Source organism: Streptomyces sp. NPDC031445 (genome assembly GCF_055581365.1).
Genome location: NZ_JBVIJO010000016.1, coordinates 26,959 through 49,783 on the forward strand (window position 1 = coordinate 26,959; position 22,825 = coordinate 49,783).

Genomic DNA, 22,825 nt, shown 5'->3' on the forward strand with positions numbered 1-22,825 from the left:
TTAAGAGGTACGCTGAACCCATGTCCACGCACCTCCAGGGCTCCCTGTTCGACCAGACCGACGAGCTGCGGCTCGGCCCGCTCGGCGGGCTGCACCGGACGGAACTGGGCTCGGGCGCCTGGATCGACGTCCTGCCGGGCTGGCTGAGCGGCGCCGACGACCTGTTCGAACACCTGGCGGCGGAGGTCCCCTGGCGGGCCGAGCAGCGCAAGATGTACGACAACGTGGTGTCCGTGCCGCGCCTGCTCGCCTTCTACCGGGCGGAGGACCCGCTGCCCCACCCGGTCCTCGACGAGGCCCGCACCGCCCTGTCCCGGCACTACGCCGACGAACTCGGCGAGCCGTTCGCCACGGCCGGGCTGTGCTACTACCGCGACGGCCGGGACAGCGTCGCCTGGCACGGCGACCGGATCGGCCGGGGCTCCCGGGAGAACACGATGGTCGCGATCCTCTCCGTCGGCGAACCCCGCGACCTGCTGCTGCGGCCGGCCGGCGGGGGCGGCACGGCGGTCCGGCGCCCGCTCGGCCACGGCGACCTCATCGTGATGGGCGGCTCCTGCCAGCGCACCTGGGAGCACTGCGTCCCCAAGACCAGCCGGGCCACGGGACCGCGCATCAGCATCCAGTTCCGTCCGCACGGTGTGCGCTGACGACCGGGCCCGCTCGCGCGGGCCGGGCGCCCGTCTGGTTGGCTGTCCCCGACGATCCGCCGCTGAGGGCTCGGAGAGATCATGCGGGCAGAGGTAAGACAAGTCGCCGACGGCACCTACCTGGTGCACGGCCACAACACCAACTGGGTGATCCTGAAGGACGGCGACGCCGTCACGCTGGTGGACACCGGCTATCCCGGGGACCGGGCGGGACTGCTGGAGTCCCTCGCGGAGGTGGGCAGTTCACCGGAGGCGGTCACCGCCGTCCTGATCACCCACGCGCACAACGACCACCTGGGCTCCGCCGAGTACCTGCGCGCCGCCCACAGAACCCCGGTCTATCTCCACCCGGCCGAGGTCCCGCACGCCCGGCGCGACTTCCTCCAGCAGGCGACCATCGCCAACGTGGTGCGCAACGCCTGGCGGCCCGGCGTGCTGCCCTGGGCCGTGCACGTGATCCGGGTGGGCGGCACGGAGCAACACCCCGTCACGGCCCCCGAGCCGTTCCCCACCGAGGGGGCGCTCGACCTGCCGGGGCGGCCGGTGCCCGTGCACACCCCCGGCCACACGGACGGCCACTGCGTCTACCACCTGCCCGACGCCGGCATCGTGATCTCCGGGGACGCCCTGGTCAGCGGGCACGCCACCTCCCGGGTCAAGGGCCCGCAACTGCTGCCCGACTTCTTCCACCACGACCGCGCGCGGACGCTGGCCTCCCTGGACGTGGTCGCGGCGCTCGACGGCGACACGCTCCTGCCCGGCCACGGGCCGCTCCACCACGGTTCGGTACGAGCCGCGGCCGAACAGGCCCGGGACCGGGCGTCCTGACCGCCCCCCGAAGACACCGGCCCACCCCGGGACACCGCCCTCCCGGGAGGCCCCGGCGCGCCTCGGGTGCGCCGGGTCTCCCGGAGGGGCGGGGCCGCCCTGGGCGCGCCGAGTCTTGGAGGGACCGGCCCGCGCGGAGGAACGGAACCGCCCGAAGCGCGTCCAGCCTCCCGGAGGGGCCGGCCGCGCGGAGAGCGGAGCCGCCCGGAGCGCCGGACCGCGCGAAGGAGCCGTACCCCTGCGGGGCCTGCCCCCTCAGAAGGCCCTGACCGCCCGAAGCGCGCCGACTTCCCGGGGGGAACGGGCCTCCCGGAGGGACCAGGCCACGGGGGTAGGGAGCCGTCCGGAGCGCCGGGCCACGCGGCAGAACCGACCCCCGCCGAAGCGTGCCGTGCCTCCCGCGGGGGCCGCACCGCCCCGAACGCGCCGAGCCTCCCGCACGCGCCGGGCCCGCCCGGACCCTGTCGAGTCCTACGGCCGGACCGGAACACGCGGAGGACCGAGCCGCGCGGAGCGACCGAGCCGCACCCGCACCCGACCGCGCGGAAGAACCGGCCCCCTCCAGCCGCCGCCGGCGCCGCGGAAACCCGAACCGTCCGAACCGCGCGGAGCCCCCCGCGGGGGCCGGGCTCCTCGAACGGACATGCGGGGCCTTAGGGTTCGTGCCATGGCCTTGCAGATCAGCGCCACGAACCCGGAGCATCCCGCGCTCCTGCTCGCGCTCCCCTGGGACACCCCGCTGGAGAAGTGGCCCGAGGAGTACCTCGTGCCGCTCCCCCGCGGCATCTCCCGGCACGTGGTGCGCTACGCCCACGCCGGCGACGAGGTGATCGCCGTCAAGGAGCTGGCCGAGCGGCCCGCGCTGCGCGAGTACGAGCTGCTGCGCGACCTGGACCGGCTCGGCATCCCCGCCGTCGACCCGCTCGCCGTGGTCACCGGCCGCACCGACGCCTCCGGCGACCCGCTGGAGCCGGTCCTCGTCACCCGGCACCTGCGCGGCTCGATGCCGTACCGGTCCATGTTCGAGACGACCATGCGCCCGGCGACCATGCACCGGCTCATGGACGCCCTCGCCGTGCTGCTGGTCCGCCTGCACCTGGCGGGGTTCGCGTGGGGCGACTGCTCGCTGTCCAACACCCTGTTCCGGCGGGACGCGGGCGCCTACGCGGCCTACCTGGTCGACGCGGAGACCGGCGACCTGCACCCCCGGCTCAGCCCCGGACAGCGGGACTACGACCTGGACCTGGCCCGCGTGAACATCAGCGGGGAGCTGCTGGACCTGGAGGCGTCCGGCGCGCTGCACCCGTCCGTCGACCCGGTCGAGTTCGGCCACGAGATCTGCACCCGCTACCACGGCCTGTGGCAGGAGCTGACCCGCACCTCGGTGTACCCGGCGGGCAAGTACCACTACATCGAGCGCCGCATCCGCCGCCTGAACGACCTCGGCTTCGACGTCGCCGAGATGCAGATCGAGCACTCCTCCAACGGCGACACGGTCACCTTCGTGCCGAAGGTCGTCGACGCCGGCCACCACCAGCGGCAGCTCCTCCGGCTGACCGGTCTGGACGCCGAGGAGAACCAGGCCCGGCGGCTGCTGAACGACCTGGAGAGCTGGATGGCCACCCAGGAGGACTACGCGCCCGGCGATCCCCTCGCCGCCCGCCCGGAGGTGCTCGCCCACCGCTGGGTGCGGGACGTGTTCCGGCCCACCGTGCGGGCGGTGCCGCCGGAGCTGCGCGGCTCCATGGACCCGGCCGAGATCTACCACGAGCTCCTGGAACACCGCTGGTACCTGTCCGAGCGCGCCCAGCACGACATAGGCCTGGACACCGCCGTCCAGGACTACATCGACAACGTCCTGCCCAAGGCCCGGGCCGGCCTGGAGACGGCGGCCGGCCCGGAGTAGGTCACTCGTGCGGGACCACGGCCACCGGGCAGCCGGCGTGGTGCAGCACCCCGTGCGCGACCGAACCGATCCGGGCGCCGACGGCCGTGCGGCGCGCCCGGCGCCCGACGACCATCAGCTGGGCCCGGCCGGACATCGACAGCAGCACCTGGCCGGCACTGCCCATCTCGACGTGCTCGGCCACGGGCACCTCGGGGAACCGTTCCCGCCACGGCTGGAGGGCATCGGCCAGCGCCTGCTTCTCGTACGGTTCGAGACCGCCCGCGTCGTCGAGCAGCTTGAGCGAACCGGGGCTGTAGGCGAAGACCGGCGGCAGGGTCCAGGCACGGACGGCACGGACGGCGGCGCCACGGGACGCCGCCGTCTCGAACGCGAACCGCAGCGCCGCCGCGCTGTCCTCGGGGCCGCCGTGCTGGCCGACCACCACGTCCCGGCCGGCCGCCTCCCCCGCGGGCTGGTCCTCGGCGCGGACGAGGACCACGGGCCGGGCCGCCTCCGCGATCACCTGCTGGCCGACCGAGCCCAGCAGGAACCCGACGACGGGTCCGTGGCCGCGCGAGCCGAGCACCAGCATCTCGGCGCCGGCCGCCGCGTCGGCCAGCGCGTGCCCGGCCGCACCCTCCGCCACGTCGGTGGTCACCGTCAGCCCGGGGTGCCGCTCCGAGACGGTGCGCGCGGCCTCCTCGACACCCGCGGACACCCACCCGCGCTGGGTGTCCCGGTCGGCGGCGAGCGCCTCGGCGTACCGCCAGGCATGGACCACCCGCAGCGGCAGCTCCCGGCGCACGGCCTCCCGGGCCGCCCAGTCCAAAGCGGCCAGGCTCTCCGCCGTACCGTCCACCCCTGCCGTGATCGGGCGTGTCATCCGTGGGCCTCCTCGTCGTCGTGTCCTCGGGTACCGGGTGCCCGCTGCCGGGCGCCCGCGCACCGTCCCGATGATCCCTCCCACGACCCGTCGCGCCGGTCCCCCGGACGGCGGGGCGCGCTCGCTGGTCGCTGTCGGGCAAGTACCGGTCTCCGTCGGACAAGCGCGTCCGGCTCGACCGCACATACGATGGCCTGGAACCGGTGCGGTGGTCCGCACGACACCGACCGGCGGGGGAACCGACACTCGGGTGGGAGACGTATGACACAGGCCGCCGACACCGCGCGGACCGTCATCCTGACCGTGGACGACGACCCGGGGGTCTCCCGTGCCGTCGCCCGCGACCTCAGACGGCGCTACGGCGGGACGTACCGCATCGTGCGCGCGGAGTCGGGCGAGTCCGCGCTGGACGCGCTGCGCGAGCTGAAGCTGCGCGGCGACCTCGTCGCGGTGATCCTGGCCGACTACCGCATGCCGCAGATGAACGGCATCGAGTTCCTGGAGCAGGCGCTCGACGTGTACCCGGGGGCGCGCCGGGTGCTGCTGACCGCGTACGCCGACACCAACGCGGCGATCGACGCGATCAACGTGGTCGACCTGGACCACTATCTGCTCAAGCCCTGGGACCCGCCGGAGGAGAAGCTCTACCCGGTCCTGGACGATCTGCTGGAGGCGTGGCGCACCAGCGCCTACAAGCCGGTGCCCAGCACCAAGGTCGTCGGGCACCGCTGGTCGGCGCGCTCCTCGGACGTGCGGGAGTTCCTGGCCCGCAACCAGGTGCCGTACCGCTGGTACTCGGTGGACGAGCCGGAGGGACAGCGGCTGCTGGCGGCGGCCGGGCAGGACGGGCAGCGGCTGCCGCTGGTGATCACCCCGGACTGCACGGTCCTGGTGGAACCCGAGGCGCCCGAGCTCGCCGCGCACGTGGGCCTGGCCACCACACCGACGGCCGACTTCTACGACCTCGTCGTGATCGGCGGCGGTCCGGCCGGGCTCGGCGCGGCCGTGTACGGGGCCTCCGAGGGCCTGCGGACCGTGCTGGTGGAGCGCTCGGCGACCGGCGGGCAGGCCGGGCAGAGTTCCCGGATCGAGAACTACCTCGGCTTCCCCGACGGGGTCTCCGGCGCCCAGCTCACCGACCGGGCGCGGCGGCAGGCCGCCAAGTTCGGCGCCGAGATGCTGACCGCCCGGGAGGTGACGGGCCTGGAGGTCAACGGCGCCGCACGCGTCGTACGGTTCGCGGACGGCTCGGCGATCGCCGCGCACAGCGTGATCCTCGCGACCGGGGTGCAGTACCGCCAGCTGGAGGCGGCGGGCTGCACCGACCTGACCGGCTGCGGGGTGTTCTACGGCTCGGCGCTGACCGAGGCGGCCTCCTGCCAGGGCCAGGACGTGTACATCGTCGGCGGCGCCAACTCGGCGGGCCAGGCGGCCATGTACCTGTCGCGGGGCGCGAAGTCGGTGACGCTGCTGGTGCGCGGCCCGGACCTGTCGGCGTCCATGTCGCACTACCTGATCCAGCAGATCGGCGAGGCCCCGAACATCGCGGTGCGCTGCCACACGGTCGTCGAGGAGGCGCACGGCGCCGAGCACCTGGAGCAGCTGACCCTGCGCGACACGGTGAGCGGGGAGACGGAACGGGTCGACGCGCAGTGGATGTTCGTGTTCATCGGCGCCGCCCCGCTGACCGACTGGCTGGGCGAGACGGTGCTGCGCGACCGGCGCGGGTTCATCCTGGCCGGGCCCGACCTGACCGACGACGGGCGGCCGCCGGCCGGCTGGGAGCTGGACCGGCCGCCGTACCACCTGGAGACCAGCGTCCCCGGGGTGTTCGTGGCGGGTGACGCCCGCTCCGAGTCCGCCAAGCGTGTCGCGTCCGCCGTCGGAGAGGGAGCCATGGCCGTGATGCTCGTCCACCGGTACCTGGAGCAGTCGTGAGCGGGCAGGTCGTGGCATGCAGCCCGCAGGAGGTCGGCTCGCTGTTCCTCTTCGAGAAGCTCGGCGACGAGCAGCTGGGCCGGCTGTGCGCCCAGGGGCGGGTGGAGCTGTTCCAGCCCGGCCCGGTCTACGCCGAGGGCGAGCCGGCCACCTGCTTCTACGTGATGATCGAGGGCACGGTCGTGCTGTCGCGCCGGGTCGGCGGCGACGACGTGGAGGTCATCCGGACCTCGCAGCCCGGGGTGTACGCGGGCGCGATGCAGGCGTACCTCGGCGACCGGGTCCAGCAGGTCTACAACAACTCCATGCGGGTCACCGAACCGACGCGGTTCTTCGTGCTGCCGGCGCAGGTGTTCTGCGAGGTCATGCACGAGTGGTTCCCGATGGCCGTGCACCTGCTGGAGGGCCTGTTCTTCGGGACGAAGAACACCCAGGCGATGATCGGGCAGCGGGAGCGGCTGCTGGCGCTGGGCTCGCTGTCGGCGGGGCTCACGCACGAGCTGAACAACCCGGCCGCGGCGGCGGTCCGGGCCACCTCGACCCTGCGGGAGCGGGTCGCGAAGATGCGGCGCAAGCTCGGCCTGATCGCCGAGGGCCCGTTCTCCCGCGAGGTGCTGGCGCGCCTGGTCGAGATCCAGGAGCGCACCGCGGAGCGGGTGGCGAAGGCCCCGGCGCTCAGCCCGCTGGAGGCCAGCGACCGGGAGGACACCCTCACCGACTGGCTGGAGGACCACGGCGTCGAGCAGGGCTGGCAGCTGGCGCCCACCTTCGTGCAGGCCGGGGTCGACGTGGACTGGCTGGAGCAGGTCGCGGCGGCGGTGGACGAGGAGATCCTGCCGAACGCGGTCGGGTGGCTCAACTACACCATCGAGACCGAGCTGCTGATGAACGAGATCCAGGACTCCACCACCCGCATCTCGCACCTCGTCGACGCGGCCAAGCAGTACTCGCAGCTGGACCGCGCGCCGTACCGGGTGGTGGACGTGCACGAACTCCTCGACAGCACGCTGCTGATGCTCTCCGGGAAGATCGGGCGGGGCATCCAGGTCGTCAAGGAGTACGACCGCACGCTCCCGCCGGTGCCCGCCTACCCGGCCGAGCTGAACCAGGTGTGGACCAACCTGGTGGACAACGCCGTCTCGGCCATGAACAGCGCCGGCGGCCAGGGCACGCTGACCGTGCGGACGGCGCTCCACAACGAACAGTTGCTGGTCGAGTTCCGGGACACCGGTCCCGGTGTGCCGCCGGAGATCGAGGACCGGATCTTCGACCCGTTCTTCACCACCAAACCGGTCGGCGAGGGAACCGGGCTCGGCCTGGACATCTCCTGGCGGATCGTCGTCAACAAGCACCACGGCGCCCTGCGGGTGGAGTCGGTGCCCGGTGACACCCGCTTCCAGGTGCTGCTTCCCCTGACCGCCGAGACGCCCGACGAGGAGCCGGTATGAACGACATCGACGGAATCGACCCCAGCGCCGCGCCCAGCGGCACGGGCTGCGTCGAGTGCGTGGAGGGCGGCGGCTGGTGGTTCCACCTCCGCCGGTGCGCGCAGTGCGGGCACGTCGGCTGCTGCGACGACTCCCCCTCGAAGCACGCCAGCGCCCACTACCGCGAGACGGGACACCCCGTCATCCAGAGCTTCGAGCCGGGCGAGGACTGGTTCTGGGACTTCGGCACCGGCCGGCTGTACGGCTCCGGGCCCGAACTCGCCCCGCCGGACTGCCATCCCGCCGACCAGCCGGTGCCGGGCCCGGCGGGCCGGGTGCCGGCGGACTGGGCGCGGACCCTGCGCTGACAACGCGCGACGGCTCCCCGGACACGCGGATGCCCCGCACGGGGCGGGGCATCCGGTGGTGCCGGTGGGGTCCGGTGTCCGTCAGTGACGGGCGCTCGGCGTGTTGGCGGCGGTGACGTTGACCGCGGCCCACGACTTGTCCACGGTCTTGTACTCGGTGCTGTTCGCGCCGTACAGGTCCTTGGCCGCCTTCAGCGTCGCGGTGCGCGCCTGGTGGAAGTCGGTCGTGGAGACCATGTAGCGGGTGAGCGCACGGTAGTAGATGGCCGTCGCCTTGGTGCGGCCGATGCCCTTGACCGCGATGTTGTGGTACGTCGGCGAGTTGTAGTTGACGCCGTTGATCGTCTTCTTGCCGCTTCCCTCGGCGAGGAGGTAGTAGGCGTGCGAGGAGACACCCGAACCGGCGTGCACCTCGGTGTAGTAGGTGTCCTCCGACCAGTAGTCGATCGTGCCTTCGAGCTTGTCGAGGGACGGGTGGTCCAGGCGGCGCAGGAACTTCTGCGCGAGGCCCAGCTTCTCACCGATCAGGTAGTCCGGCGTGTCCTTCGTGTTCTTGGCGTAGAACTCGACGTTCGAGCCGAAGATGTCCGCGAGCGACTCGTTCAGCGAGCCGGGCTCGCCGTACTGGTTGCCGTCGGAGTCGACGAAGGTCGGCTGGAGGTTGGCGGTCGCCTCGACCACGCCGTGGGTCAGCTCGTGACCCGTGACGTCGAGCACGACGAGCGGCTTCTTGAACAGGTCGCCGTCGCCGTCGCCGTACAGCATGCAGTTGCAGGTCGGGTCCCAGAAGGCGTTGGCGACCTGCTTGCCCCAGTGGACCATGCCCTGCGCGGCCTTGCTGTTGTCGGCGATGCCCTTGCGCTTGAACGTGGACTTGTAGAAGTCCAGCGTCTTGGTGATGCCGTACTGGGCGTCCGCGGCGGCGCTGACCCGGCTGGTGGTCTTGCCGTTGCCCCACACGTTGGTCGTGTTGGTCAGCTTCGTGCCGGCGCTGAACTTCTCCGTGTACGAGCCCTTGGCGTCCCGCGTCTCGGTGCCGTACCGGTTCGGGTCCTTGAGCTGGTAGTGGCCGCGCGAGGTCTGCGTGGTGGTCAGCGGGACGGTGCCCACGAAGAGGGTCTTGCCGGTGCCCTTGGCGGCCGACGGGTAGGCAGCGGCGCCGGCGCCGCGGGAGCCGACCAGGCCGGAGACGGCGGCGTCGGAGCCGGTGCCGGTGGCCGGGTCGAGGGTCTCGCCGCGTTCGCGCAGGGCGTCGAGCAGCTTCGGCGACAGGAACTCGTCCCTGGTCGGCGTGTTGCTGCGCACCTTGCCGGTGACCGCGTCGACGACGACCGTGCGGGCGCTGCCCTTGTCGGTGACGGTGACCTGGTAGGCGAGCGCGGAGGCACCGCCGCGGGCGTCGACGACGAGCTGCGCGCCGCCGGCGTCGCCCTTCGCGGCCTGGGCGGCCTTGGCGGCGGCCTGGCTCGCGGTCAGCCTCGCCTTGGCGGCGGCCTGGCTCGCGGTCAGCCTCGCCTTGGCGGCGGCCGGCTTGACGGCGTGGTCGGCCGCACGGGTCACGCCCGTGTAGCCGAGCCGGCGGTCGAGATGGACGACGAGGTCGCCACCGAGCACCGGCAGGTCGTTGTGAGTGCGGACGAAACGGACGTGCCGGGCGCCCTCGGGGTCGATCATGACGTCCTGCGCGTGCAGTTCGTCGCCCTGGGAGACACCGGTCGCCGAGGCGTGCGCGAAGGCCGCGGTGCGCGCCGCCTCCACCACCGTCGTGGCGCTCGGGGCGGCGGAGGCGGCGGACCGCTCCACCCCCGTGGAAGGAGCCGCGAAGGCCGTACCGGCCAGGCCCGTGGCAGCGGTCGTCACCGCGATGGCGACGGCCACGGAGCGTATGTGCGGTCTACGCAATCTGATCAGGGGTCCTCCGTTCGAAGGCGGCCGGACTGCCCAACCGCCTTGGGGCGCGGCGCGGTTGGGCGCCACGGGGGCCGGTCAGGCCCCGAGGGGCCACCCTTGCGGATCAGTCATGCGCACGTAAAGCCGGAATGATCCATTTCGCGAACTTCTATGGCAATCCTTTACGAATGGAAGCCGCAGAGTGATCACGGGGTGACCAACTGTGTGTCGGCTGTGGAGACGCGGGCTCGATCCCCTAGGTTCCCAGGGCGGAATGTGACCGATATCGCATCAGGAACCGGCCGATGGGAGTGGGCAGGGCATGGTCTCAGCAACGGTGGGGCGGGGAGCGGTCCTCGCGACGGTCGCGCTGTCCCTGCTCGCGGTCCCGGCGCGGGCGGCGGCCGGGGGCCCGGGCACACCGGCGCCGGCGGCACTGCCGGCACCCGACACCGCGGGCCTGGCCGCGGTGCTGCGGTCGGCGGTGGCGCAGGGCGCGCCGGGGGCGCTGGCCCGGATCGACGACCGGGGCAGGACGTACCGGGTCACCCGGGGCGTCGCCGACCGCGCCACCCGGCGGCCCATCAGCACCGACGACCGGTTCCGGATCGGCAGCGTCACCAAGACCTTCTCGGCCGTCGTGCTGCTCCAGCTCGTGGACGAGCACCGGCTCTCGCTCGACGCGCCGGTCAACCGCTATCTGCCGGACCTGCTGCCGGACGACCGGATCACGGTCCGTCATGTGCTCGGCCACCGCAGCGGACTGTACGACTACACCGACGACATGTTCGCGAGCAGTGTCTCCGGCTTCGAGGCGGTCCGGAAGAAGGTCTTCACCTACCGGCAGCTCGTCGCCCTGTCCCTGAAGAAGCCGCGCACCAACGCGCCGGGCGCCGCGTACTCCTACTCCAACACCAACTTCGTCGTCGCCGGGCTGCTCATCGAGAAGCTCACCGGGCAGTCCGTGCGGACGGCGTACGAGAAGCGCGTCATCGGGCCGCTGAAGCTCAAGGACACCTTCTACGTCCATCCGGACACCGCGATCCCGGGCCGGTACGCCCGCGGGTACCTGACACCGGACACGGCGGGCGCCCCGCTGGTCGACGCGACCGCGCAGACCGTGTCCTGGGCGCAGAGCGCCGGGGCGGTCATCTCCAGCGCGCGGGACCTCGACGTCTTCTACGGCGCGCTGCTCGGGGGGAAGCTGATGTCCGCCGCGCGGCTCGCCGAGATGGAGCGGTTCACCCGGGTGACCGGCACGACCGCGTACGGACTCGGGCTGCGGCGGCGGGAGCTGTCCTGCGGGGTGCGGGTGTACGGGCACACGGGGGCGGTGCAGGGGTACTACACGTACGCGTTCAGCACGAAGGACGGGGGGCGCAGTCTGACGGCCGTGGCCAACACGTCCAACAACGCCAGGGTGCTGGACACGCTGGCGGGTGCCCTGGAATCGGCGTTCTGCGGCAAGCCGGCAACGGCCGGGGGCTAGCCGGCGCGCGACGGTGCCGTCCGCCGGGACGCTCCGGTCGTGACGTCCCGAGTGCTCGGGACATCCGGAGTGTTCGGGCGGACGGCGGTGTCCGGGATCAGCCGCTCACTGCCGCTGCCACAGCGCCGGGGTGTTCGGCGGCTCCCAGCCCTGCTGGGCCTGGTGGGTCTGCAGACAACGGTACGTGGCGCCGCCGTAGGTGACCGTGGCGCCCGCCTGGTAGACGGTGCCGGCCGACCAGGTGCCGCCCGGGTTGCCCGGATCACCGGGATCGCCCGGGTCGCCCGGGCCGCTCGCGGTCGTCTTCAGCGTCAGGCCGTACGACTGGAGGATCGGGTTGACCGGCTGGAAGTACGTCGTGCCGCCGCTGGTGCAGTTGCCCGTGCCGCCCGAGGTGACGCCCTGTGCCTGGCTGCCGGAGATGAACGAGCCGCCCGAGTCGCCCGGTTCGGCGCACACCGAGGTGCGGGTGACCCCGGTGACGGTGCCCTCCTGGTAGGTGACGCTGCTGTTCAGCTGCTGCACCGTCCCGCAGTGCCAGCCCGTCGTCGAACCGGAACGGCACACGGAGGAGCCCACCGTGGCCTGGGTGGAACCGGTGACCTGCGCGCTGGAACCGTTGACGTACGGCGTCGCCGTCCAGCTGGCGTTCGCGGCGACCCACGCCATGTCGTTGCCGGGGAAGACGGACGCCTGGAAAGTGCCCTGCGCGACCTGATTGGCGCCGGTGGTGGTGCTGCCGGCCCGGCCGCAGTGGCCGGCCGTGGCGAAGCCCTGCTGGGTGCCGCGGGTCACCGGGAAGCCGATCGAGCAGCGGGTGCTGCCGTCGATGTAGTAGGCGTCGCCGCCGCGCAGGTCGTAGAGCGGGCGGGGGTGCTCGGCGGACTTCACTATGCGGGCGAGGGAGGCGTCGACGCGGGCCGCGGCGAGCAGGGAACGGGCGGCGTCCGCGCGTACCGCCCGTACCACCAGCGTGTTGGTCGGGACGTCGACGTACCAGACCGGGGTGTCGGTGGTGGCGCGCCGGGCGGCGACCCGGTCCAGGCGTGCCTTGGCCGCGTCGAGCGCGGTCAGGGAGTGGTCCACCACGCGCGCGACGGCGCCCTGGGCCCGGATCGCCGGCACGTCGGCCGGGTCCGTGGTGGCGACGGTCAGCGTGTCCGACTCCGCGCCGCGCACCCAGGCGCCCGCGTAGTGCGCGCCCAGTGCGGCCCGCAGACGGCCGGAGGCGGCGCCCGCCTCCGCCTCGTTGCCCAGGCGGCGTTCGGCCTGCTGCCGGTTCAGGCCCAAGTCCCTTTGCAGCGCCCGCAGGAGGGCGGGTGGGGCCGCTTCGGTGCGCAGCGTCTCGGCCGCCGTGGGCGCGGCCGGCAGGCCGGACGGACGGGCGCTCGCGGAGCCGCTGAGCCCGGCCACGAGCAGGGCACCCGCCGCCGCGGCGGCGGCGCACGCGGCTGTGAGGGGTCGTTGGAGCATGGGGAGGTCTCCTCGGATTCGGTGGAGTGCCGGAAACCGTACGGAGCGCCCGCCCGTTGCCGTAAGACGTCAACCGACCCCCTGCCCCGGTGTTATGGCAGCCGCGCGTCCCGCCCCCGTGCCGTCAAGGGCACGCGCCCGGTCCGGCGGTGCGCCGTGGCCGCCGGTTCCCCGCGGTGGGCGAGCCAGCGGGCGTAGCCGTCGCTGCGCGCCGCCGCGTCCTCGTGCGCCTTGCGGCTCTGCGCGAGCACCGTGGCCGCCGTGCCCGGCCGCTGGCCGGCCGGGCGCCAGCCGAGCAGGTGCCGCCAGACCAGCGGGGTGCCGGCGAGCGGGCGGGTGGTGAGGCCGGGCGTCGACGGGAAAGTGGCCCGGCACAGGCCCACGGCCCGGCCGACCTGCACCAGGTGGACGCAGGACGCCGTGTCCGTCTCGTACATGCGGCGGGGGGTGAAGCCGGCCCGGGCGCAGGCCGCGGTGAAGCAGTCGCCGAAACAGCCGTCGCCCGGGACGCACGCCCACGCCTCGTCCGCGAGCGCGGCCAGGCCGATCTCCCGCCCGCGGGCGAGCGGATGGGTGTCGGCGAGCATGACGAAGACCGGGTCGACGGCGATCTCCTCCCAGACCAGGTGCGTGCCGTCGGGCGGGGGCGCGGATCCGCAGGTGCCGGCGAGGGCGAAGTCCAGGCGCCCCTCGGCGAGCAGACCGGCCAGTTCCCGTTCCGACCAGGAGGCGCGGGTGGTCAGGCTGGTGCCGGGGGCCGCGTCGGCGAGCCGGTCCACCAGCGCGCCGAGCAGCGGCCCGTGGGTGCCGCCGAGCCGCAGCCGCTCCTCCTCCCCGCGCCCGCGGGCGAACTCTGCCGCCTCCTGCTGCAGTTCGCTGACCGCGGGAAGCACTATGCGGGTGCGTTCCAGGACCAGTTCGCCGAGCGCGGTGGCCCGCACCCCGTTCCGCCCCCGTTCGAACAGGGTGCCGCCCAGGGTCCGCTCGATGCGCCTGAGCTGCGCGCTGAGTGCGGGCTGCGCGAGCCCGAGCGCCGTCGCCGCCCTGGTCAGACTGCCTGCCTCCGCGATGGTCCGAAGGGTCCTGAGATGCCGCAACTCCAACTCCATGAGGGGAGCTTGCGACGCCGTGGGGCACGGGGCAAGGGGTTGGTACAGACCATAGTGCGGTAGGTGATCCCTGCCCGTGAGGAACGGCGAGCCGAGCGGCCCGCCTGGAGGAGGGGAGCACGAGCCATGCGCGGCACCACCGTCCCACCGGGAGCGCCCGGTCTGCCGACAGCCGCCGGGGACGTGCCCCTGCACCGGCTGGAGGTGGCCGGGCCGGGGGCCCCGCCGTTCGCCGCCGGCTCCTTCGACGCGGTGGGGCCGCTGTCCCGGTGGGGCCGTCCGCACCGGCACACCTTCTACGAGATCATCCACGTCAGCTCCGGTTCCGGCACCCACGTCGTCGACCTGGCGCGGTGGCCGGTCCGGCCGCCCCGGCTGGCCGTGGTCCTGCCCGGGCAGGTGCACCACTGGGAAGGCGGCCGCGGCCCGGAGGGGACGCTGGCGCTGTTCACCGACGACTTCCTGGTCGACCATCCCGGCGACCGCGAGGTGCTGCGGCGGCTCGGGGAGCGGGGCTGGTTCGCGCTGGACCCCGAACACGACAGGTCCGTGGGGCGGTTGATGGCCGAACTCGTCGCGGAGCACCGGCAACGCGCCCCGGGTCACGAGAGCGTCCTGCGCTCGCTGCTCCATGTGCTCGTCGTACGCGCCGCCCGCCTGCCGCGGGCCGGCGAGCGCGACCGCGACGCACGGGTGCTGGGCCGGCCGGCCGCCGTGTCCGAGGGCTTCACGCGGCTGATCGCGCGCCCGGAGGCGGCCGGGTGGACGGTGCGGGAGTGTGCGAGCCGCCTCGGCGTGACGCCCGGCTACCTCACCCAGGCGGTACGGGCCGCCACCGGCCGTCCGCCGGGACGGCTGCTCATCGAGGCCCGGGTGTACCAGGCGCAGCAACTGCTCGCCCACACCCGGCTGTCGGTGCGGCAGGTGGCCGCCCGCACCGGCTTCACCGACCCGGCCTACTTCAGCCGGTTCTTCCGGCGGGAGACGGGCAGCAGCCCCGGTGACTTCCGAAAACACCACAGCCACCGCGACCAGTCCATCGAAGTGCCGCCCGCGCGCCCCTAGTTTCGTTCCGCATCCGACCCCCCACGAGGAGGAGACATGGACGGAGCAGGCAGGGACGGCGCCGGGGCGCAGGAGCAGCCGGGGTCCGGACGGCTCGTCCCCCGCAAGACGGTGCTGCGCGCGGCGCTCGCCGCCACCGCCGCGGTGCCCGTCGCCCTGATCGGCGGTCCGGCGCTCGCCCGCACGTTCGTCGCGGGCGGCACGGCGCCCGGGCTCACCCCGTCGTGCGACGACGGCGACCACCCCACTCCGGAGCAGATCGAGGGCCCCTACTTCAAACCCAACTCGCCGGAGCGCACGAGTCTGCTGGAGCCGGGCCTGCCGGGCACCCGGCTCACCGTGACCGGCTACGTCTTCGGCCGGGCCTGCCTCCCCCTGTCCGGCGTCCTGCTGGACTTCTGGCAGGCCGACACCAACGGCGCGTACGATGGCACCGGTTTCCGGCTGCGCGGTCACCAGTTCACCGACTCCCGCGGCTCCTTCGCGCTGACGACGATCGTGCCGGGCCTGTATCCGGGCCGGACCCGCCACCTCCACGTCAAGGTGCAGGCACCGCACCGTCCCGTGCTGACCACGCAGCTGTACTTCCCGAACGAACCGCGCAACAACACCGACACCATCTTCGACTCCCGCCTGCTGATGGCGGTGCGCGACGGGAGCGGCGGCCGGGAGGCGGCGTTCGACTTCGTCCTCGACGTCCCGCAGGACCCCGGCCCGGGTCCCGGTCCCTCCTCGCCGGAGAACACCTGGATACCGGGGACCGCTTACCGGACGGGTGACTGGGTCACGTACGCGGCGCGCGCGTACGTCTGCCTCCAGCCGCACACGTCCCAGCCGGGCTGGGAGCCCCCGGCGGTTCCGGCGCTGTGGCAGGCCGCCTGACGGGGAGGGGGGCCCGCCCGTGCCGGACGACGCGCGCCGGCACGGGCGGGCGCCTGCCCCGGAAGAACCGGTATGTTCCGTGATCTTGGCGGAACGGCATCCTCCGGGACACCATGCCCCGCATGAAGGGTGATCTCTTTTCCAGTCAGCACGTGGTGCAGCCGGCCGTGGAGCCGGGAATGTCCGTCGAGAACGCCAAGTGCATCAAGTACACGGTGAACGGCGAGATGTACGCCCGGCAGGGCGCGATGGTGGCCTACCGCGGCGGCCTCAAGTTCGAGCGCAAGGGGCAGGGCGTCGGCGGCATGCTCAAGCGCGCGGTCACCGGTGAGGGACTGCCCCTCATGGCGGTGCGCGGACAGGGCGAGGCGTGGTTCGCGCACGAGGCGCAGAACTGCTTCATCGTGGAGGTCGAGGCCGGTGACCGGTTCACCGTCAACGGCCGCAACGTGCTGTGTTTCGACGCCTCGCTCTCGTACGAGATCAAGACGGTGAAAGGCTCCGGCATCGCCGGCGGCGGCCTGTTCAACAGCGTCTTCAGCGGGCAGGGCCGGCTCGGTCTGGTCTGCGAGGGCAACCCGCTGGTCATCCCGGTGTCGGCGCAGGCGCCGGTGTACGTCGACACGGACGCCGTGGTCGGCTGGACCGCGCACCTGGAGACCTCGCTGCACCGCTCGCAGTCCATCGGCTCGATGCTGCGCGGCGGTTCGGGCGAGGCCGTGCAGCTGATGCTCCAGGGTGAGGGCTTCGTCGTGGTGCGGCCCAGCGAGGTGACGCCCCAGAAGGACCAGCACTGAACCCCCACGGGTGATCCTGGACGGGCGGGCAACCCGCGCCGCCGTACCGGCGTCTTGATCGTCGACAGACCGAGCCCCGGCCCTCGGGCCGGGGCATTTTCCCGAGACGCTATACACGCCATGTATACACTCTGTGTATACACTCCGTGTGTAGAAAGGTACGCATGTACGGCAAGGCTTTCGCCCCGGAGTACCAGGGCACCCTGACCACCCTGTCCGTGAACTCCTCGCTGTTCGACGTGCTGGCCGCGGGCACCGAGCGGCTGCGCGAGGCCGAGCGCGCCGGACGCCCCGGCGAGGCGGCGCGCTGCGGACTCGCCGTCGCCGAGGCACACCGGCGGCTCGGCCAGGTACGGGAGGCCGACCGCGCCTGGAAGGCGAGTTACCGCGCCGCCCGGGAGGCCGGCGACAGGGCCGCGATGGCCTGGGCGCTGTGGAGCGGGGGCACGCTCGCCCGGCAGCGCGGGGCCTTCCCGCTGGCCTGGCGGCTGCTGGGGCTCGCGGCCGGACTCGGCGAGCGCGGCGGGGACGTCGTCGTGCGCGGCTACTCGCTGGCCGGCCTCGCCGAGACCGGCCGCATCCAGGGCGACTACGCGGCCGTCGGCCGGCTGCACGAGCGGCTGCTGGCCGAGGCCCGTGAGCGGGGCGAGGCCCGGCACACGGTGTGGGCCCTGGAGGGCATCGCCCAGATGCACCGCAACACCGGGGACTACGACAGGGCGTACGCCCTGTTCGAGGAGGCGGCGCAGATAGCGGAACGGGCCGAGGACCGGCGCGGGCACGCCTGGGCGCTGCGCGGACTCGCGGACATCCTCTCGGTGCGCGACGGCGCCACCGAGCGGGCGCTGGAGCTGCTGGCCGAGGCGGAGGAGACCTGCCGGGAGATGAACCTCTCCAGCGCGCTCGCCTACAACCACAAGATGCGGGGCAACGTCCTGTACCGCGCGGGCCGGCACGCCGAGGCCCGCGCGGCCTACGAGCTGGCGCTGAGCGAGTTCCGGGCGATGAGCGAACCGCGCGGCGAGGCGCTGTCCCGGCTGGGCCTCGCCAAGTCGCTCGCCCGGCTCGGCCGCGACCGTGCCGAGACCGCCGCCGAACTCGCCGACCTGGCCCGGACCCTGGAGCGCAGCGGGCTGCGGCACGCGCGGGAGATGGTGGCCCGTGCCCAGCGGGAGTTCGGTCTCGACGCGGAGGCCGTGCGATGACGGCGCCCGTCACGCCGGTGCGGGAGTCCGCCCGGCACGTCCTCGCCCGCAGCCGCGAGCTGGTGCGGCCGCACCTGCGGGACGCGGTGGGGCGGCTGCACCCGTGGGTCGCCGAGATGGCCGCGTACTCCTTCGGCTGGTGCGAGGTCGGCGGGGCGCCCGCCACCGCGCCGGGAGGCAAGGGCGTACGGCAGGCACTGGCCGTCCTCGGGGCCGAGGCGGCGGGCGCCGGCGGCCGGGCCGGGATCCCCGCGGCGGTCGCGGTGGAGCTGGTGCACGCCTTCTCGCTGCTGCACGACGACATCATGGACCGCGACGCGACCCGGCGGCGCCGCCCCGCCGTCTGGCAGGCCTACGGCACGGGTCCGGCCGTACTGGCCGGGGACGCGCTGTTCGCGCTGGCGGTCGACACCCTGGCCGCCGCGCCCGGGGGCCCCGGCGCGGTGCGGCTCCTCTCCCGCGCCCTCGCCGACCTGGTCCGCGGACAGGCCGACGACCTGCTGTTCGCCACCCGGCCCTGGACCGGCCCGGAGCGGGTGACGCCCGAGGAGTACCGGACGATGGCGGAGGGCAAGACCGGCGCGCTGCTGGGCTGCGCCGCGGCACTGGGCGCCACGCTCGGCGGGGCGCCCCGGGACACGGCCGACGCGCTCGACCGGGCCGGCCGCCACCTCGGGATCGCCTTCCAGCTGGTGGACGACGTGCTCGGCATCTGGGGCGATCCGGCCGTCACCGGCAAGCCCGTGGGCGGCGACCTGCGGGAGCGGAAGAAGACGTTCCCGGTGCTGGCCGCGCTCGGCTCCCCGGCGGCCCGCAAACTGCCCGCGCTGCTCGGCCCGGACGGGCACGCCGAGCAGGCCGCCGCGCTGATCGAGGCGGCGGGGGGCCGGACGGCGGCCCTGGCCGAGGCCCGCGCCCAGACGGCCGCGGCACGGGAGCTGCTCACCGCCGCGCCGCTGGCCGCCGGGGCCGCGCGGGAGCTGACGGAGCTGCTGGAGTCCCTGGTGGGCCGGGCGCTGTAGCCATGATCCGGAAGGGCGTTGACCTCCGGCCCCCCGGCGGGTGAAGGTGCGAGCGGCGCGGTCCCGATCCGCGCCGGAAGGGTGGAGCACCGTGATCGAGATCTCGGACATCGAAACCGCCGCCCGGCGGATCGCCGGGCACGTCGTCCGCACGCCGACGGTACCGAGCCCCGGCCTCGGCACGCTGCTCGGCGTGCCCGTCACCGCCAAGCTCGAACTGCTCCAGCGCACCGGCTCGTTCAAGGCCCGCGGGGCCACGGCGAAGCTGCTGTCGCTGAGCGAGGCCGAGCGGGCGGCGGGCGTGGTCGCGGTGAGCGGAGGCAACCACGGGATCGCGCTCGCGGTGATGGCGGCGGCCCTCGACGTGAAGGCGACCGTGGTCATGCCGCGCACCGCGCCCGCGCGTTCCCTGGCGCTCGCCGAGGAGGCCGGGGCGGTGGTGCGGCTGACCGACGGCATGGACAGCGCCTTCGAACTGGTGACGCGGCTGCGGGACGAGGGCCTGACCCTGGTCCACCCGTTCGACGACCCGGTCGTGATCGCCGGACAGGGCACCGTGGGGCTTGAGCTGGCCGAGGACGCAGGGGAGCTGACGGACGTCGTGGTCAGCGTGGGCGGCGGCGGTCTGATCGCCGGGGTGGCGGCGGCCCTGCGCGCCCGGCGGCCGGGGGTGCGCGTGTGGGGCGTGGAGACCGGTGGCGCGGAGGCGATGTCCGCCGCGCTGGAGGCCGGCGGCCCGGTGCCGGTCCCGCTCTCCTCCCTGGTCACCACGTTGAGCGCGCCCTCGGTGTCACCGCTGACGTACGACCATGTGGCCGCGCTCGTCGAGGAGGTGCTGGTGGTACCGGACCGGGACGCGGTGCGGGGCTGTCTGGACCTCGCCGAGCACGCCAAGGTGTGGGCCGAGCCGGCCGCGGGCTGTCTGCTGCCGGCGGCCCGGAAGGTGCTGGAGCGGGTCGGCGACGGGGCGCGGATCGGGCTCGTGGTGTGCGGGGGCAACACGACACCCCGGGAAGTCACCGACTGGGCCGGCCGCTTCGGACTGCTGTGACGGCGCCGCTGTCCCGGCTCCGCCGCCGGCGCCGCGCGCCGGGACCGCGCCGTCACAGCTTTTGGGCGCACCCCTGAACGCACCCCCGCCCGCCCCGCGTACCTCTGGGAAGGACGAGGCAGGGGGTGCAGCGAGGGATGACCACGGCCAAGGCGCACGTCTCCGCACACGGGTTGGTCGCCGGACGGTACCGGCTCCTGGAAGTCTTCTCCCGCGAGACGAACCGCCTGTGGTGGTACGCCGAGGACGTGGCGTCGCGGCAGCCCCGCCTGGTGGCGCAGACGGCCCTGCCGGAGCCCGCCGGCCGGGACGCCGCGCGCCGCGTCACGGCACGGGTCGTCCGCACCTCGGAAACCATGCGGCTGCTGCGCCCCGGCCGGGTGGCGGCGGTCGTCGACGCCGTGGTGGAGGCGGGCGCCCTGTGGACGGTCACCGAGTGGGTCGACGGCACGCCCCTGGGCGAACTCCTCGCGCGGGAGGGCTCGTTCCACCCGGTGCGGGCGGCCCGGCTCGGCCTGGAGCTGCTGGACGTGCTGGAGGCCGCGCACGACGAGGGCGTCACCCACGGCGAGCTGAGCCCCGGCCAGGTCTTCGTGCGGGACGGCGGCCCGGTCGTGGTCACCGGGTTCGGGCTGGCGGGCGCGACGCTCGTGCCCCGGCTGACGGCACCGTCGTACGCCTCCCCGGAGCAGGCCCGCGACGAGCGCATCGGCCCGGCCGCCGACCTGTGGGCGCTGGGCGCGCTGCTCTACACGATGGTGGAGGGCCGGCCGCCGTTCCGGGACCGCGGCCGGCCCGACGCCACGCTGAAGGCGGTGGACCGGCTGCCGTTGCGCACCCCGCTGCGCGCCGGGCCGCTCACCCAGGCCGTGCAGGGTCTGCTGCGCAAGAACGCACGGGAGCGGCTGACCCGGCCGGTGGTGCGCGAGGCGCTGACCCGGGCGCTGCGCGAGGACACGGACGCGGAGCGGCCACCGGCCCCCGAGCCCCGGCTGCGCGGCGCGTACCGGGCCGTGCGCCCCACGGGACCGCTGCGGGGCGGCCGGGCCCTGATCGCCGGTACCGCGCTGGCCGTGGTCACCGTGGCCGTGGCGGCGCTGGCCGCGTCCGGCGCGCTGTCCCAAGGCACGGACACGGCGGGGGCGCCGCCGCGGGCCACCCCGACCGGCCCCGCGGCCCGGCAGCCGGGCGGCGGCGCCCCGCCCGCCTCCGCGCCCGCCCCGGCCCCCTCCTCGAAGCCGACTGCCGCCCTGCCGGCCGGTTACCGCCGGTACACCGCGCCGGAGGGCTTCTCGGTGGCGCTGCCCGGCGGCTGGCGGCGGCTGACCACCTCCCGGGTGTCCGGCCTGGCCTACCGCGTCACCTTCGGCCGGGGCGGCGGCTCCCCCACGCTCGCCGTGACCTACAGCGAGCGCGTCGGCTCCGACCCGGTCGCCGTCTGGCGGGACGACGTCGAGCCCGGGCTGCGGAGGCTCACCGGGTACGCCCGTGTCGGCGCCGTGCGGGCCACCACGTACCAGGGCCGCAGCGCCGCCGACCTGGAGTGGCTGACGGGCTTGGGGGGCGCCCGGGTGCACACCTTCGGGCGGGGCTTGCTGCTGGGCGGGGGGCGGGGCTTCTCGCTGCGCTTCACCACCCCGGCCGCGGCCTGGGACGACGCGGCCAACCGGCTGGCGCTGAAGACGTTCCTCAAGACGTTCCGCACGCCGGAGGGGTGACCCGCGCGCGTGGGCCGTTTTCCGGGCGCCGAGCCGGGGACTCGGCCCCTATGGTGCGAATCGGATACACGATGATGACCGAGCAGGCAGGTCCCCGGGACCTGGTGGACCACGTGGTGAAGGCCGAGGAGGCGGGTTTCGACTTCTCGGTGATCTCGGACCACTACTTCCCGTGGCTGCGTTCGCAGGGGCACGCCTCGTACGCGTGGAGCGTGCTGGGCGCCGCCGCCCAGGCCACGTCGCGCATCCCCCTGATGACGTACGTGACCTGCCCCATCCTGCGCTACCACCCGGCGATCGTGGCGCAGAAGGCGGCGACCGTGCAGTTGCTGTCGGAGGGCAGGTTCCGGCTCGGCCTGGGCGCCGGGGAGAACCTGAACGAGCATGTCGTGGGCGGCGGCTGGCCACCGGTGGACGTGCGCCACGAGATGCTCGAAGAGGCGGTGCGGATCATCCGGGCGCTGTTCGAGGGCGGCCATGTCACGCATCACGGGGAGCACTACGACGTGGAGTCGGCACGGCTGTGGGACCTGCCGGAGCAGGCGCCGCCGATCGGCATCGCCGTCTCCGGCGACCAGTCCTGCAAGCTGGCCGGCCACCTCGCCGACCTGGTGATCGCGACCGAGCCGAAGGCGGGCCTGCTGGAGGCGTTCGACCGGCACGGCGGCACCGGCAAGCCCCGGGTCGGCCAGTTGCCGGTGTGCTACGACCCCGACCGGGACACGGCGATCAAGCGCGCCCACTCCCAGTTCCGCTGGTTCGGGCTCGGCTGGAAGGTGAACGCCGAACTGCCGCACCCGGACTCCTTCGAGTCCGCGACCCAGTTCGTGACCGAGGACGACGTCGCCTCCTCCATCCCGTGCGGTGACGACCCCGACGCCTTCGTGGAGGCCGTACGGCCCTACGCGGAGGCCGGGTTCGGGGAGGTCGCCCTGGTCCAGATCGGCGGTGACTCGCAGCCCGAGTTCCTGGACTGGTCGGCCAAGACCCTGCTGCCGGCGCTGCGGGAGGCCTTCGCCTGACGGCGTACCCGCCGCGCGGCGCGCCTCCTGCCTGCGCTCTCGGGCCGGGCGGCCCCGGCTGCCGCCCGGCCGTGCGGAGCGCCCTCTTTCGGATTCGGTCACCCGGGTGAGCATTCCGGG

19 protein-coding genes are annotated in these 22,825 nt (G+C 74.0%); 15 read left to right on the forward strand and 4 right to left on the reverse strand.

The genetic code is table 11. The annotated features are described in order from the left end of the window. Window positions 1-20: 20 nt before the first annotated feature. The 3 genes from ACZ5DC_RS33815 (at window position 21) to ACZ5DC_RS33825 (ending at window position 3,384) form a co-directional block, all read left to right on the forward strand. On the forward strand, window positions 21-650 hold the full coding sequence (locus tag ACZ5DC_RS33815) for an alpha-ketoglutarate-dependent dioxygenase AlkB (RefSeq protein ID WP_468659168.1): 630 nt from the start codon (window positions 21-23) through the stop codon (window positions 648-650). Window positions 651-731: 81 nt separating this feature from the next. Beyond that, on the forward strand, window positions 732-1,478 hold the full coding sequence (locus tag ACZ5DC_RS33820; RefSeq protein ID WP_468659170.1) for an MBL fold metallo-hydrolase: 747 nt from the start codon (window positions 732-734) through the stop codon (window positions 1,476-1,478). Window positions 1,479-2,145: 667 nt separating this feature from the next. Continuing rightward, the gene (locus ACZ5DC_RS33825) at window positions 2,146-3,384 is read left to right on the forward strand and encodes a DUF4032 domain-containing protein (RefSeq protein WP_468659172.1); all 1,239 of its coding nucleotides are present in this window, start codon (window positions 2,146-2,148) and stop codon (window positions 3,382-3,384) included. A gap of 1 nt (window position 3,385) precedes the next feature. Here the strand turns inward: ACZ5DC_RS33825 and ACZ5DC_RS33830 are convergent, their stop codons facing one another. After that, window positions 3,386-4,249, reverse strand: coding sequence for a universal stress protein (locus ACZ5DC_RS33830; protein WP_468659174.1), 864 nt, complete (start codon window positions 4,247-4,249; stop codon window positions 3,386-3,388). A 261-nt stretch (window positions 4,250-4,510) separates the two neighbouring features. Here ACZ5DC_RS33830 and ACZ5DC_RS33835 point away from each other — a divergent pair, with 261 nt between their 5' ends. From ACZ5DC_RS33835 to ACZ5DC_RS33845, 3 genes are read left to right on the forward strand one after another with little or no spacing between them, the layout of a single operon-like run. After that, window positions 4,511-6,187, forward strand: coding sequence for an NAD(P)/FAD-dependent oxidoreductase (locus ACZ5DC_RS33835; protein WP_468659176.1), 1,677 nt, complete (start codon window positions 4,511-4,513; stop codon window positions 6,185-6,187). Further along, the gene (locus tag ACZ5DC_RS33840; RefSeq protein ID WP_468659178.1) at window positions 6,184-7,635 is read left to right on the forward strand and encodes an ATP-binding protein; all 1,452 of its coding nucleotides are present in this window, start codon (window positions 6,184-6,186) and stop codon (window positions 7,633-7,635) included. Before ACZ5DC_RS33835 ends, ACZ5DC_RS33840 begins: the two co-directional genes overlap by 4 nt. Further along, on the forward strand, window positions 7,632-7,982 hold the full coding sequence (locus tag ACZ5DC_RS33845) for a UBP-type zinc finger domain-containing protein (protein WP_468659180.1): 351 nt from the start codon (window positions 7,632-7,634) through the stop codon (window positions 7,980-7,982). The genes ACZ5DC_RS33840 and ACZ5DC_RS33845 overlap by 4 nt, the downstream gene beginning before the upstream one ends. Before the next feature lie 81 nt (window positions 7,983-8,063). Here the strand turns inward: ACZ5DC_RS33845 and ACZ5DC_RS33850 are convergent, their stop codons facing one another. Then, complete coding sequence (locus ACZ5DC_RS33850) at window positions 8,064-9,860, reverse strand: M4 family metallopeptidase (RefSeq protein ID WP_468659182.1); 1,797 nt, start codon at window positions 9,858-9,860, stop codon at window positions 8,064-8,066. A 334-nt stretch (window positions 9,861-10,194) separates the two neighbouring features. Between ACZ5DC_RS33850 and ACZ5DC_RS33855 the strand changes: the two genes are divergently transcribed. After that, window positions 10,195-11,361 carry a serine hydrolase domain-containing protein gene (locus ACZ5DC_RS33855; protein WP_468659184.1) on the forward strand — a complete coding sequence of 389 codons (1,167 nt, stop codon included), beginning with the start codon at window positions 10,195-10,197 and terminating at the stop codon, window positions 11,359-11,361. Between the two features lie 105 nt (window positions 11,362-11,466). On the opposite strand, the gene ACZ5DC_RS33860 is transcribed toward ACZ5DC_RS33855, so the two are convergent. Further along, window positions 11,467-12,834 (reverse strand): carbohydrate-binding protein, encoded by a 1,368-nt coding sequence (locus tag ACZ5DC_RS33860; protein ID WP_468659186.1) that lies wholly within the window; start codon window positions 12,832-12,834, stop codon window positions 11,467-11,469. Between the two features lie 92 nt (window positions 12,835-12,926). Next, window positions 12,927-13,943, reverse strand: a complete 1,017-nt coding sequence (locus tag ACZ5DC_RS33865) for a LysR family transcriptional regulator (protein WP_468659189.1) — start codon at window positions 13,941-13,943, stop codon at window positions 12,927-12,929. Between the two features lie 126 nt (window positions 13,944-14,069). Between ACZ5DC_RS33865 and ACZ5DC_RS33870 the strand changes: the two genes are divergently transcribed. From ACZ5DC_RS33870 to ACZ5DC_RS33905, 8 genes are all read left to right on the forward strand, one after another. Beyond that, complete coding sequence (locus ACZ5DC_RS33870) at window positions 14,070-15,008, forward strand: helix-turn-helix domain-containing protein (protein WP_468659191.1); 939 nt, start codon at window positions 14,070-14,072, stop codon at window positions 15,006-15,008. Window positions 15,009-15,044: 36 nt separating this feature from the next. Further along, window positions 15,045-15,890: a dioxygenase family protein gene (locus ACZ5DC_RS33875; RefSeq protein WP_468659193.1), complete on the forward strand. Its 846-nt coding sequence runs from the start codon at window positions 15,045-15,047 to the stop codon at window positions 15,888-15,890. A 122-nt stretch (window positions 15,891-16,012) separates the two neighbouring features. After that, window positions 16,013-16,687 carry an AIM24 family protein gene (locus ACZ5DC_RS33880; RefSeq protein ID WP_366753007.1) on the forward strand — a complete coding sequence of 225 codons (675 nt, stop codon included), beginning with the start codon at window positions 16,013-16,015 and terminating at the stop codon, window positions 16,685-16,687. A gap of 164 nt (window positions 16,688-16,851) precedes the next feature. Continuing rightward, window positions 16,852-17,892, forward strand: a complete 1,041-nt coding sequence (locus ACZ5DC_RS33885; RefSeq protein ID WP_468659195.1) for a tetratricopeptide repeat protein — start codon at window positions 16,852-16,854, stop codon at window positions 17,890-17,892. After that, entirely contained in the window at window positions 17,889-18,914 is a 1,026-nt protein-coding gene (locus ACZ5DC_RS33890; protein WP_468659197.1) for a polyprenyl synthetase family protein, read from the forward strand. The genes ACZ5DC_RS33885 and ACZ5DC_RS33890 overlap by 4 nt, the downstream gene beginning before the upstream one ends. Window positions 18,915-19,005: 91 nt before the next feature. Further along, window positions 19,006-19,965 carry a threonine/serine dehydratase gene (locus ACZ5DC_RS33895; RefSeq protein ID WP_468659199.1) on the forward strand — a complete coding sequence of 320 codons (960 nt, stop codon included), beginning with the start codon at window positions 19,006-19,008 and terminating at the stop codon, window positions 19,963-19,965. Between the two features lie 137 nt (window positions 19,966-20,102). Continuing rightward, window positions 20,103-21,683 carry a serine/threonine-protein kinase gene (locus ACZ5DC_RS33900; RefSeq protein ID WP_468659201.1) on the forward strand — a complete coding sequence of 527 codons (1,581 nt, stop codon included), beginning with the start codon at window positions 20,103-20,105 and terminating at the stop codon, window positions 21,681-21,683. 50 nt (window positions 21,684-21,733) lie between these two features. Beyond that, window positions 21,734-22,705, forward strand: a complete 972-nt coding sequence (locus ACZ5DC_RS33905; protein ID WP_468659203.1) for an LLM class F420-dependent oxidoreductase — start codon at window positions 21,734-21,736, stop codon at window positions 22,703-22,705. Window positions 22,706-22,825 lie beyond the last annotated feature (120 nt).